Source organism: Thermanaerothrix daxensis, from assembly GCF_001306145.1.
GTDB lineage: Bacteria > Chloroflexota > Anaerolineae > Anaerolineales > Anaerolineaceae > Thermanaerothrix > Thermanaerothrix daxensis.
Map to the genome: position 1 here is coordinate 268437 of NZ_LGKO01000004.1, position 12419 is coordinate 280855.

Annotated in this window: 10 protein-coding genes; 3 read left to right on the forward strand and 7 right to left on the reverse strand. The window is 53.1% G+C overall.

All coding sequences use genetic code 11. From position 1 onward, the window contains the following. The first annotated feature begins 15 nt into the window (after positions 1 to 15). A complete protein-coding gene (locus SE15_RS08325) occupies positions 16 to 807 on the forward strand; it encodes a carbon-nitrogen family hydrolase (protein ID WP_083461819.1) in 792 nt (263 codons plus the stop codon). Here SE15_RS08325 and SE15_RS08330 read toward each other — a convergent pair. Next, positions 804 to 2288, reverse strand: a complete 1485-nt coding sequence (locus SE15_RS08330; RefSeq protein ID WP_160316689.1) for a glycosyltransferase family 39 protein — start codon at positions 2286 to 2288, stop codon at positions 804 to 806. The two genes, SE15_RS08325 and SE15_RS08330, sit on opposite strands and share 4 nt — an antisense overlap. Positions 2289 to 2608: 320 nt before the next feature. Here SE15_RS08330 and SE15_RS08335 point away from each other — a divergent pair, with 320 nt between their 5' ends. Then, positions 2609 to 3790 carry a hypothetical protein gene (locus tag SE15_RS08335; RefSeq protein WP_054521659.1) on the forward strand — a complete coding sequence of 394 codons (1182 nt, stop codon included), beginning with the start codon at positions 2609 to 2611 and terminating at the stop codon, positions 3788 to 3790. Here SE15_RS08335 and SE15_RS08340 read toward each other — a convergent pair. Then, positions 3772 to 4902 (reverse strand): GNAT family N-acetyltransferase, encoded by a 1131-nt coding sequence (locus tag SE15_RS08340; protein ID WP_054521660.1) that lies wholly within the window; start codon positions 4900 to 4902, stop codon positions 3772 to 3774. The genes SE15_RS08335 and SE15_RS08340 overlap by 19 nt on opposite strands. A gap of 162 nt (positions 4903 to 5064) precedes the next feature. Between SE15_RS08340 and SE15_RS08345 the strand changes: the two genes are divergently transcribed. Next, positions 5065 to 7098 carry a thioredoxin domain-containing protein gene (locus SE15_RS08345; RefSeq protein WP_054521661.1) on the forward strand — a complete coding sequence of 678 codons (2034 nt, stop codon included), beginning with the start codon at positions 5065 to 5067 and terminating at the stop codon, positions 7096 to 7098. On the opposite strand, the gene ptsP is transcribed toward SE15_RS08345, so the two are convergent. From ptsP to SE15_RS08370, 5 genes are read right to left on the reverse strand one after another with little or no spacing between them, the layout of a single operon-like run. Then, the gene (gene ptsP / locus SE15_RS08350; protein WP_054521662.1) at positions 7095 to 9635 is read right to left on the reverse strand and encodes a phosphoenolpyruvate--protein phosphotransferase; all 2541 of its coding nucleotides are present in this window, start codon (positions 9633 to 9635) and stop codon (positions 7095 to 7097) included. The genes SE15_RS08345 and ptsP overlap by 4 nt on opposite strands. Before the next feature lie 10 nt (positions 9636 to 9645). Continuing rightward, positions 9646 to 10023 carry a hypothetical protein gene (locus SE15_RS08355; RefSeq protein WP_054521663.1) on the reverse strand — a complete coding sequence of 126 codons (378 nt, stop codon included), beginning with the start codon at positions 10021 to 10023 and terminating at the stop codon, positions 9646 to 9648. A gap of 13 nt (positions 10024 to 10036) precedes the next feature. Then, on the reverse strand, positions 10037 to 10432 hold the full coding sequence (locus SE15_RS08360; protein WP_054521664.1) for a succinate dehydrogenase, cytochrome b556 subunit: 396 nt from the start codon (positions 10430 to 10432) through the stop codon (positions 10037 to 10039). Between the two features lie 23 nt (positions 10433 to 10455). Further along, the gene (locus SE15_RS08365; protein ID WP_054521665.1) at positions 10456 to 11202 is read right to left on the reverse strand and encodes a succinate dehydrogenase/fumarate reductase iron-sulfur subunit; all 747 of its coding nucleotides are present in this window, start codon (positions 11200 to 11202) and stop codon (positions 10456 to 10458) included. A 39-nt stretch (positions 11203 to 11241) separates the two neighbouring features. Further along, on the reverse strand, positions 11242 to 12405 hold the full coding sequence (locus SE15_RS08370; protein WP_083461822.1) for an FAD-dependent oxidoreductase: 1164 nt from the start codon (positions 12403 to 12405) through the stop codon (positions 11242 to 11244). Positions 12406 to 12419: the final 14 nt, after the last annotated feature.

Here is a 12419-nt window from a genome sequence, read left to right on the forward strand (position 1 = left end):
TAACGTGAGGAGATCATGGAACTAACCGTATCTCTCGCCCAAATGAACATTCAGATCGGCAATCTGGAGAAGAATTACCTCAAAGCGCTTGAGTTCCTTAAGGAAGCCCGCAAGAGCCACACGCAACTCATCCTTTTTCCGGAATTGTGGAGCAGCGGGTACGATCTAAAAAATCAGGCTCAATATGCTCGCCAGAACCAGGAACTGATCTCCGAATTGTGCCGCCAGGCACAGGAAAATGGGCTTTACATCGGTGGCTCTTTCATTACATATGAGGCAGATCACTACTACAACACCTTCACCTTAATCGCGCCTTCTGGGCAGGTCATTGGGCGCTATCATAAGATACATCTCTTCGGCCCCCTTAATGAAGATCGGTACTTTTCACCCGGACATGCTCCCACTGTGACACCGGTGGCTGGTTTAACCAGCGGGCTGACCATCTGCTACGATCTACGCTTCCCCGAACTCTTCCGTGCCTACCTTAACCACAATGTCGATTCATTCTTACTCGTGGCCCAGTGGCCTGCTCCTCGCTTGGAACACTGGGAAACCTTACTGCGCGCTCGCGCCATCGAAAACCTGGCGCTCGTGGCCGCCTGCAACGCAGTCGGAACCACCGGCAAGGTAACCAACGGCGGGGGTAGTATGATTGTTTCCCCCTGGGGGGAGGTCCTTGCTCGGGGCAGCACTCGAGAAGAGGACTTTGTCCGAGCAACAATTGACCCTGCCAGCATCGGCGAGATTCGCTCCAATTTTCCTGCGCTTCAGGATCGGCAGCAGTTACACCTCACCATACGTCATTAAGGGCGGGTTTCCCCCAAGCCAATCTCTTGTGGGTGAACCGGCCTGGAAAGGCGGTAGTAAATCCGGTAATCACCAATGTGTGCCTCCTGGTAACTGATGCCCAAACGGGTAAACGCTTGCTTCAAATAATCATCCAGAGCAGGGTTGTTAGTAGTAACATAAGCCACCCGCTCACTTTGGCTCACCATTAATGCATACGGTGGGTAGCGATCGTCTCGGCTTGTGTATCGCAAATCCAGGTGATAAGGTAAGCGGGGGGTGAAAATCAATTCTTCCTGCGAAATGAAAGCCAGTGGATAGGCAACCCAGTAGTTCGAATACCCCCGAGTTTCCCCGGTCTGCTTTAAAAAGGCCGAAAGAGCAGGTAGGTGGCGCTGATCAATCTGGGTTGGTGCATAAAACTGAGTCGTGATCCCGGGGGGATTCTGCGCCGCACAAGCCACAATACCCCACAAGTGATAAAGTGGGATCAGCCCTGCACATGCCAGGCGAAGACCTTTAGGTTGCAGACGAAGGATCCAACGCGCTGCCCAAAAAGCCAGTGGGAGAGCCAGGGGCAGAAAATAGCGCCCCGAAGGGTCCACACCAAATGACGTAAATAAGAACCCCGCTACTAAAGTCAATCCGATACCTGCAAAAAGCATGTCGGCAAAGGAGATGGACTTTTTGGATCTCCAGTACCGAATTCCATCCCACGCCACAAACATCCACAAACTCAACACAAAAGGCATCAGCGGCAGACCCAGCCATTGCACAGCCCAGGGGGGACGAAATCCCAAGGTAACCGTTGATCCCAGAATCACCAGGTTAAAGGCATGCTGAAGGAGTTTCTGCCACCATGATCCTGCCTCAACCGCTACCGCGCTGCCCAACAGTTCCGTCAGCAGGGGCTTCCATCCCTGGGTCAGGGCAAAATACCACCAGGGCCAGGCCCCCACAACAAATCCCACTCCTAAAAGCGCAAGTTGCTTCGCCATCCTGCGTTGATGCTTAAGATGCCAGAGCAGCACCCCAACGGCCGGTACGCTATAAACCAACGTTAGTCCATGGACCCATAATCCTAAACCCATCCAAAACCCTAACAGCCCCCACAATTCCCACGGATCTCGCACAGTCGCGGCCTGATGCTGAGCCTTTCGAGCCAGCGTTACCGTGGTCATCAAGATCAAATTACCGATGAGTAGGGCTTCACCATATCCCCCCAGACTGACCGTAGTGTATAGGGTGACATTCACATTTGGAATTGCGAGAAACACCCCTGCCAGCACCCCGATGCGACGGTCCTCCCAAAGCATCCAGCCCAAAAGAATCGCACTGAAAACGGTTAACGCGTACAATAATATTTGGACTAGGCGGATAACCTCGACATGCTCACCAAGGAGTGCAAAACCCAGCGCGACCAGCCAGGCATCCAGGCTCCCCATGTAAGCCTGGCCATAAAAAAAGATGGGGTGGGCACCTTGTAAGATATGGCGCGCCATAAGACCAACCACCGCCTCATCTGCATTGAAAGGGAAGGCCCCAATAGTTAGTAGAACAATCTTGAGAACAATGCTTAAGCCGGTTATCCCCAGGGCCAACCCCAGCCGAATTCTCTTAGATGAATGATTTGGCCACCATGAGTGCTTTATTGCCATCATCCTTCCCCACTCCGTCGAAGTGGATACCACACCTTTCTAAGTGGACTCACACTCACGCAGAGCACCTCGGCGTAGTTGTCGTGGTAAGTCTAATAACTCTATTTTATACGCTCGGGATACCACATATCCCTTTTCATCCCGATGAAAGCACCCAAATTTACATGAGCCAAGACTGGAGTGACTATCTGAGGAATCCTTCTAATCTGGCCTGGCAGCCCGGGGTGCCGCTCAGCGACCGCATGGTCTATCGCCTTCTTGACCCTCCGCTGACTCGCTATTGGATTGGTTTTCTACTTACACTGACCAACCAGCCGACCCCATCCCAGGATTGGAATTGGAGCCAAGACTGGGAAACCAACGTACAAGCAGGGGCTCTTCCCTCGCCTGCCACCCTCTTCATCGCTCGCCTGGGGATGACCCTGCTACTGCCCGTTTCCCTGCTGAGCATATACGCCTTAGGACGTATCCTGCGTGGGCGCCGTACTGCCTGGATGGTTTTAATTCTTACCAGCACTAACGCTCTGGTGCTTCTTCACACCCGCCGTGCCATGGCAGAAGCCCTGCTCCTGAGTGGAAGCACATTAACCCTATGGCTTCTCAGTCTCCCCACCCCTAACCCCTGGCTACTCGGGCTGAGTGCAGGGCTGGTCTTCAACGCCAAGTACACAGCGGCGCCGCTGATAGGTTTGGGGCTTTTGCGTTTAGGCCTACTAGGGCAGGTCAATTCTGCTAATCCGTTTCGAGCTCGCCTGGGCACCATCCTGGCTTTTCTGGGCACCTTTTTAGTGCTCACTCTGGCGCTTAACCCCTTCCTCTGGAAACATCCCATTGAAGCCCTTAGACAGGCAGCCGCAGCGCGTCAACGTTTGCTTACCGCCCAGGTGGCAGATTTCAAGATTGCCAATCCCCTGATGGTAGCCGAAACCGTTCCGAGCCGCTTGCAAAACATGCTGCTACAAATCTTTTTCGCCCCACCCCAGCTCAGTGAAGCCGCTAATTACAAAGAGGCATTAGCGACTTCCTATCAGGCTTATGAGGAAAAACCATTTCACAACCTGCTGAGAGGCGGAACAGGAGGGGGGCTCATGCTTGCCATAACCCTCCTGGGGATCCTCACCTTACCCATCGAACGACGCGAGGATGCTTCCTCTTCTCGCCTTCCCACCCAGATCGTGACTTTGGGAACCCTCTTCCAGGCTGGCTTTTTCCTGGGCTGGCTTCCACTCTCGTTTCAGCGCTACTACATCCCCTTAGTCCCTTATGTGATGCTGTGGGCAGCCATGGGAATGGATAGCCTCATAAACGCCTTAATTCGTCTGGCCGATCAGATATGGCGGAAATAGACACGATGATTCTTATAAGCCTTACCGCCAATGGTGATCAGATCTTTGCGTATCTGCACAGCCGATTCAGCCACCTGGGTAAGTTCAGCGTGTTCAAAACCATGATCTAAGACCGTTTTCTGCATCTCGGCATAGAGCAAAGCATTCCCGCCTCGCCCATGGTACTCTGGGAGCACCCCCGCCCCATTGAGGGAAATCCATTTGGTCCGCCGCATCTCCAGCAGCAGATCAACGATGGCCCAGGGGGTTAAGCGCCCACGCGCCCGTTGCAAAGCCGCAGAGACATCCGGAAAACCGAAGAGGAACCCAACTACTCTGTCCTTACTCAAAATAATCTTGATCAAGCGAGGGTTAGCAACGGTAATGAGGGTGTCTACGACAAAATCCACTTCACGCTCGGTTAACGGGTAATATTCCCAATTATTAATAAAAGTTTCGTTGTAAGCCTTACCAATCTTTTTTGCCCATTGGCGTAATTCGGCTTTAGTCTCAAAACTTTTGACCTCAAAATACCCCCGTTCCTGAACCCGCCTGGCAACCTCGCGCACTTTCTCGGGTAAGTTGAAATTGCTACGGTGTAAATAACAGGAAACAAAATCTACTTCCTTCTGAAAACCCAAGGCCTCCATGAACTGAGGATAATAAGGCGGGTTGTAATTCATCATGGTCATCATCTGACGATGCTCAAATCCCTCAATGAGGATCCCATAGCCATCAAAAGGGCTGAACCCCTTGGGACCAACAATTTCATTCAGTCCGCGTTGATGAGCCCACTCATACGCTCGTTCAAATAAGGCCCGTGCTACTTCAAGGTCTTCGATACTCTCAAAGAGATAGAACTGGGCTTGCTGAGTCCCATGGTACTGGTTATATGGGCGATTCTCCATGACCGCGATCCGCCCTACAATCTCACCCCCGTCTCGTGCAATGAAAAAGTCGGCATCGGAATGCTCATAAAAAGGATGCTTTTTTCGATTGAGCATCAATCGAATATCGCTTAAGATCGGCGGTACCCATTGAGGGCAGTCCTTATAGATCTTGAATGGAAATCGCACAAATGCTTCAACCTGTGCCTTATTTGCCGTATCCAATTGCTCAATCTGGATCGCCATAAGACCTCGCTTGGTGTTTGGGGTTTGGAATAATCCTCAGTATACCCACATTTACATGATTAGCAAGGGGGGTTCTCTCACATTATTCTTAAACACCGGAACCCAAGATGCGTTTTATTCGACTATAATAGGATAAACATTATCTGAATACCGGGTCACATCATGAATCGCTTACAGCATTCCGCCTCTCCCTACCTTTTGCAACACGCCCATAACCCCGTAGATTGGCATCCCTGGGGCGAAGAGGCGATTAACAAGGCCCGCCGCGAAAATAAACCTATCTTTCTCAGCATCGGCTACTCCGCATGTCACTGGTGCCATGTGATGGCGCACGAATCCTTTGAAAATGAGCAAGTGGCGGCCTTTCTCAACGCCCACTTTATTCCAATCAAAGTGGACCGCGAAGAACATCCCGATGTGGATGCCCTCTACATGAATGCCGTCATTGCAATGACCGGGCAAGGTGGATGGCCCCTTTCGGTTTTCCTGACGCCATCCCTAGAACCTTTTTTCGGCGGTACCTATTTTCCCCCCGTACCCCGGCATGGGCTACCTTCGTTTTTACAGGTATTGCAAGCGGTTCATCACACCTGGGTGCATGATCGGCAAAGCCTTCAGGCCCTGGCCAGCAAAGTGTACGAGCACCTGCATCAATCATACACCTGGCAACCCACCCCGCAAGCCATCAATTATGAAGCCGTGCTCACAACGGCCCTGAACGAACTCGAGCGCACTTACGACTGGCAGCATGGTGGCTGGGGACGGGCTCCCAAATTTCCTCAACCCCTTGCTATTGAATTTCTCTTAAGCCAGGCCAGCCGTGGTCATTCTCAAGCCGGGAGCCTTGCTTTCCATGCTCTGCACATGATGGCAACTGGTGGGATATTTGACCTTGTTGGCGGAGGATTTCATCGTTATAGCACCGATGCTGACTGGTGCATACCTCACTTTGAGAAGATGCTTTACGATAATGCTCAACTCGCTACCGTTTACCTCCAGGCCTACCTTCTATCAAGAGACGAAACCTTTCGTTATATCGCTGAACGCACTCTGGATTTCATTTTGAATGAACTCGCCCATCCTCCAGGTGCATTCTATGCCAGCCTGGACGCTGATTCAGAAGGAGAGGAAGGGAAATTCTACACCTGGCCGATAGAGGACCTCAAAACTCTCCTAACCCAAGCCGCTACCTGGGAGGATTTCACCCGGTTATTTCGCCTGGATGAGAGAGTCACTCACGAGGGAAAATGGGTGCTTAAAGCCAGGTCCACCTGGCCCGAACTGGCACAAATCCAGGGCCTTACAGTGTCAAAATGTCTGGAACACGCCCAAAACCTCCTGCATTCACTCTTTATTCACCGCCAGCAACGGCCACGCCCGGCCACCGACGATAAGATCATTGTGGCCTGGAATGCGCTGGCTATCCGGGCATTTGCTCTGGCCAGCCGTTGTTTAGGACGTCCGCAGTATCTAAAGGCGGCCCAAGATGCCGCTAGATTTATTCTGGAAAACCTGTATCAAGATCACCATCTTTACCGCTCATGGCGCCAAGGCACACTTGGCCCCTTTGCCCGCCTGGAAGACTATGCCTCGCTTATTATTGCCTTGCTTGAACTTTATCAGGCTGATTTCGATAATACCTGGTTCATTCAAGCCAAATCACTGGCCCACGAAATGCTGGAACGCTTTCGCGATCATGAGGGTGGCTTCTTCGATACCCCCCAAGAGGATACCTCCCTGCCTCTTCGCCCCAAAGAAATTCAGGATAGCGCCACCCCTTCAGGTAACGCTCTGGCAACCCACGCTCTACTTCTCCTCTCGTACCTGGACGAACATGAAGAATGGATGGCCATGGCGCAAAATCTCTTAACCTGGATTGCAAATGCCTGCCGGCGTTACCCACTGGGATTCGCATCTTTTTTACGTTGCATAGATTTGGCCTTCGGGCCAGTCCAACAAATCGCATTGCTATGGAGAGACTCGCAGAGCGCACTCCCCTACCTAAATCACCTGCACACTCAGTATCGCCCACGGATGATCCTAGCGGGGAGCACAATACCCCCCGCTCCCAGCGCCCCTACCTTGGTGCGCATTAACTACCCTGCTCCCGAGGCACCGCTAACGGCTTTCATTTGTAACAATTTCGTGTGCCTGCGCCCTCTCACCTCGTTTGCAGAGTTTGTCGCGCAGGTCTAGCCCCCCACACCCAGTGCTTGTAAGAACTTGGTGGCCATACGGCGTACTTCGGAGGCTTTGGCGCACTTCACTGCCTTTTGGGCCAGACTTTGAGCCTCACTCATGGTCATGGCGCGAAGGATCGCTTTAACCTTTGGAATACCGGCAGGGTTAATGCTCAATTCGTCAACACCCAATCCCACCAGGATAGGCACTGCTTCCGCTTCGCCGGCCAGTTCTCCACATACTCCCACCCATTTTCCCTCTTGATGAGCGGCCTGCACCACCTGCTCGATCAACCGCAACACAGCCGGATGCAAGCCATCCCCCAGATAAGCCAGATGGGGATTTCCCCGCTCGGCTGCCAGCGTGTACTGAGTCAGGTCATTCGTACCGATACTGAAGAAATCCACTGCAGGAGCCAGGGCTTCCGCTTTGATGGCCGCCGAGGGTATTTCAACCATGATGCCGGTCTCAATCGGCCAAGCATGCACAATACCCTCACTCTCAAGATCACTATGAACCTGAGACAGGAACTCGCGTGCCTGCTCGACCTCTTCCAGAGTAGCAACCATGGGGAACATAATTCTCAAATTGGCCAATGCCCCCGCGCGCAAAATTGCCCGCAACTGGGTGCGAAACAAATCAGGCTGCTGAAGGGAAAGGCGCAAAGCCCGCACCCCCAGAAACGGATTGGCTTCCGGTTCCATTGGAATGTACGGCAATGGCTTATCCCCACCCACGTCCAGGGTGCGCACGATAACCGGCTGGCCTTTTAAGGCTAATCCAATGTCACGTATCGCCTGAAACTGCTCCTCCTCCGAAGGAGGCGTTTGCCGCGTCAAGAAGAGAAACTCGGTGCGTAGTAACCCAATACCCTTTGCCCCATTCTGAGCCGCCAGCTGGGCATCGGTCAGGTTACCAGCATTGGCCACCACCTCAACCCGCTTGCCATCGCGCGTTACTGCAGGTTGCAGACTGCTAGCAAGAAGTTTTTGGCGTTCCTCAAGCCAGCGCCTCCGCTCGACCTCCAGTTCATTTCGCACCCGTTCATCGGGGTTGACCCAAACACGCCCGCGGAAACCATTCAGCCCCAATTCGGTCTCTGAAGACAACCGCTTGATGGCAGGGGGCAATCCGGTCACAGCCGGGATACCCAACGACCGCGCCAAAATAGCACTGTGCGACGTTGGCCCTCCACTCAGAGTAATAATCCCTTGAATGTGTTCGAGATCCAGTTGAGCCGTCTCGGAGGGCGTAAGTTCATCCGCAACCAGGATTACGGGATATTCAAAAACGATTTTCTCCCGGCTCTCCCCACTCAAGGCCCGCAATACTTGATTACCCACGTCCTGAACATCCTGAGCCCGCTGACGCAGGTAAGGGTCGTCCAGGCTCTGATATTGGGCTACCATAGCCTCCACGCTGGTCTGCCATGCCCATGCCGCGTTATAACGTTGCTCAAAAATGAGCCGTCGAGCAGGTTGAAGCAGGTCCGGATCATCTAACAGCAAAGCATGAGCCTCAAAAATCGCTGCCTCCTCCGGACCGACGCGGGCCACCATTTCACGATAACGAGCCTGGATGGCTCCACGCACTTTTTCAAGGGCATCCTGTAAACGCTCCCATTCGGCCTCTGGGTCGGAGGTATAGTCGTGAGGTACCATTGGGGGTAGGGATTCATAGTGATAGAGTCGCGCTACCGCCACCCCATCGGAGACGGGAAGGCCCACAAACACGCCCTCTTCCCCCTGCACCTCAACCTCTGCCTCTGCAACAACCGGCTGTATCGGAGGAGGCCCGCCTTCGGCAGCACCCACAGGCTCACCAAAGCGATCCTCAACCAGCCGCCGCAGAGCCTCCAGTGCCTCAGTTGCCTGCTTACCACGTGCCATAATACGGATGCGGTGATCACGTAAAGCCCCCAGAGTTGCCAACGCGTTTAAACTCTTTGCCGAGACAGGGCCCTTCTGGTTGGTTAAATTTGTCACCAGAATTTCGGCATCAAATTTCGAAGCCAATTGCACAAAACGCGCCGCCGGACGTGCATGGAGTCCGTGCGCGTTCTTGAGCACGACTTCTACTTGGTGAAAGTCTTGGGCTTCCAATGGAGGAGCAACCTCTACAACCGGCGCCACCCCCTCAACGCTACCCTCCAATTGCTCCGCTTTGGGTTGCAGAGCTCGATGGGCTTCACGACATACAGTCTCAATATCACTGCCCAGGCTAGCCTGAACTCCAGCGGCAATCCCCCCTTCCACCAGGGGGCCGGGGCAGAAGCGAACCCGTTGGCGTATGTCGGGAGGAATCAACTCCAGAGCCATCTCTGCGCTCAGGATGGCACTGCCCAAGTCCATCAGCACCAGAACCCCGTCGGGGCTATCCACTTCGGTGATGGCTCGCGCAATGTCGGTTGCGTCGGTCCCAAATTCCTCGTGGTCAGGCCCGGCGCCTGCGGCTACGCCAATCTTGAGTTCCCGGCCGGCCATCTGTCGAATCAATCCCACCAGTGATTCGGCCAGAGATTTGCTATGAGAAACCAGAACGAGGCTCACCATAAAAGGCGACTCATGCTCCCCAATTGATGACGGCAAACAATAACCAGATGCCATAGCCGGTGGCCACCAAACCAATAGCCACCAGCAGAGCATCTATAACCCGCATGATATTTTTCTTAAGGTTCAAATCTAGCAGGATGCTCCGCGTACCGATCAAGGAGTGAGATACCACAAAGACGAGGAAAAACCCCTCCATAATAGGCACGATGGGGTAGTTCCGGTAGTAGGCAACGACTTCAGCGTGGGAAAGCAACCCCTCGGGTGCCAGATAGTGATTGACCAAAAAGTGAATGAACAAGATCACTATGATCAGCAACCCGGTCACGATTTTGATAAACCATAAGAGGTAACTCTCACCAGCTTTGGGTTGGGAAACTGCGTTTTGCATGGTACCTCCTCATTTAGTGCGCTGCGAGCATGCGCAGTCCAAAAATAAGCGAACCCACCAGCGTGAGCCCCAGCACCCCATATAACAACTGTTTTTGGGCCGGCACAGCCACTCCAAAACTATTGAGTGCAATGCGCACGCCGTTCAAGCCATGATACAGACCGCCGATGATCACCAGCATCTCTCCGAACATGATCAGGGGTTGCTTGGCAAAAGCGATAAAAGAATCATAGGCTTCTGGTCCCTGGGCTAATTTACCTAACATGACCAGGTGAAGATAAAGGTACACGGTTAAGCCAATAGCGGTCAAGCGGTTAAGAATGAACCCCCATCCACCAACCTGCCGCCCGCGTGGATCAAACCAATCCAGAATGCCCCGAGTGTTGGGTTTCTTTGCAGGACTTTCCATGGTAGTACACTCCTTTTCCTGGGTTAGGCTCCTCCAAACCAGCGTTTAATACGCTGGGCCAGTACCTGCCGCCGCAGATCCATGATCCGCCAGCCCGGATCCACGTTAGAGGGACACACCGCTGTACATTCGTAAGCACTATGACAGCGCCAGACGCCATCCACGCAATCCACCACTTCCGCCAAGTCAGGAGCACGTTTCAGCCCCTGCAGTTGCGCCGCCGCGAGGACAGCCGGCCCAAGGTACTCTTCAGCAGTACCAGCCACCGGACAGGCACTTATGCATAGTCCACATTCTATGCAATCTGCCAAACGCAGGTATTCCTTTCCACCATCCATCGGCACGTCACGGGGTGGCTTAATCCCTTCCCCCTCCAACGGTGCCAGCGAGAGCGGGTGAACGGCAGGAGCATGAACTTTGTCCATCCCTACGTAAAGGCGGCTCATATCAACGACCAAATCGCTTATGACAGGGAAATTGCGCAAAGGTTCAATCCGCAAGGTGCCGCCATTTTTGGTGACATCTCGAATGCGAGTAATGCAGGTTAACTTTTCCACCCCATTGACCCGCATTCCACACGCGCCGCAGGTGGAATGATGGCAAGCGTGGGCAAAGACTAATGACCGATCATGAAATGCCCAGATACGTTCAACCCCATCAATAACATACTCATCGGGGCTGACCTCAAGTGTAAACGTCTGATAATGGGGTTCTCCATCCCCTTTCTTGCGATACACCACAAAATTAACGGTCCACTTTTCCTCGCTCATAGGTGTGCTCCATGCAAGAGTATGGGCTGGTTCGGGGGATTAATCCACGTAAAATTTACGATACGATATCAACGGCGTTTCGGCTGTGGTACAGGGAACATTCACACCCAGTTTCTTGCATACCAGATCCACAGTCTTTTCCGCCATTAGGCGCAAGGTAGTCGCCTTCCCGCCGGTAATGGTGACCAACCCCTCGATGTTATCGGTTTCTTTGTGGTCATAGGCTTTGAAGGTGCGCGAAATACTTCGGCCAGGCGCCCCACTACCGATCAGCGGACGGGTAGCCATATAGGCACCCCGTTCTTTAGTCTGTCGCAGGGCGGGGATTAATTCGGACCCACGCTCAATCATCAAGGCGACATGATCCGGTAAAACCGGCACATAATCTGGATCTTCAATGGAGAACGAGGTGGTCCCGACCACCATCATCCGCCGCTGAGGCAAAACGATATCTCCATCGCCCGGTTTGTTCAACCGATTGATGGCTCGTTGGGTCAAGCGCTTGTCATAAGCCACCATGACACCAGGAGTCGGTGCAATTGGCACCCGAATACCCGCCATGGAGGTAATCTGCCCCACCCAGGCACCGGTAGCATTGACCACAATATCCCCTTCGATCTCAAAGCGCTTATCATTGGCGCGATTCCAAACCTTCACTCCCTTGATATTCCCCTGACCATCGGTAAGCAAATCCACCACATCGGTGTACAGATGAAATACGGCTCCATTCGATTTAGCCGTGGCCGCAAAGGCCAGTGCCAGGCGTAGAGGATCAAAAGTACCATCAGGTACGGTAAAGGCGGTCAACAGTTTGGGGTTCAGGTTGGGCTCAATGCGCAATGCTTCCTTCGGGGTCAGCTCACGGATCGGAATTTTGCATTCCTCACAGCCCTGGATGAATTTTTCGCGATATTCCAAATCACTCTCGTCTACAGCAATGAACAATCCCCCATTGGGCTCAATCGCATCCGGAACTATTAATCGCAAGATTTGATTTTCCTGGATACACTCAATTGCCGATTCTTGATCATTCACAGCATAACGTGCCCCCGAGTGTAGCAGCCCATGGGTGCGTCCGGAAGTCCCATTGGCAATCGGTCCACGTTCAACCACTGTGACGCGGAAACCACGCAATGCCAGATCATGAGCAATTGCCACACCCGTGAAGCCAGCCCCTATCACAATCGCATGAAATTGGCTCATAGATACACTCCTCT

Coding starts and splice junctions, on each gene's coding strand:
- SE15_RS08325 (WP_083461819.1), top strand. CDS start 16: ATGGAACTAACCGTATCTCTCGCCCAAATGAACATTCAGATCGGCAAT.
- SE15_RS08330 (WP_160316689.1), bottom strand. CDS start 2,288: ATGGCGCGCCATATCTTACAAGGTGCCCACCCCATCTTTTTTTATGGC.
- SE15_RS08335 (WP_054521659.1), top strand. CDS start 2,609: ATGAGCCAAGACTGGAGTGACTATCTGAGGAATCCTTCTAATCTGGCC.
- SE15_RS08340 (WP_054521660.1), bottom strand. CDS start 4,902: ATGGCGATCCAGATTGAGCAATTGGATACGGCAAATAAGGCACAGGTT.
- SE15_RS08345 (WP_054521661.1), top strand. CDS start 5,065: ATGAATCGCTTACAGCATTCCGCCTCTCCCTACCTTTTGCAACACGCC.
- ptsP (WP_054521662.1), bottom strand. CDS start 9,635: ATGGTGAGCCTCGTTCTGGTTTCTCATAGCAAATCTCTGGCCGAATCA.
- SE15_RS08355 (WP_054521663.1), bottom strand. CDS start 10,023: ATGCAAAACGCAGTTTCCCAACCCAAAGCTGGTGAGAGTTACCTCTTA.
- SE15_RS08360 (WP_054521664.1), bottom strand. CDS start 10,432: ATGGAAAGTCCTGCAAAGAAACCCAACACTCGGGGCATTCTGGATTGG.
- SE15_RS08365 (WP_054521665.1), bottom strand. CDS start 11,202: ATGAGCGAGGAAAAGTGGACCGTTAATTTTGTGGTGTATCGCAAGAAA.
- SE15_RS08370 (WP_083461822.1), bottom strand. CDS start 12,405: ATGAGCCAATTTCATGCGATTGTGATAGGGGCTGGCTTCACGGGTGTG.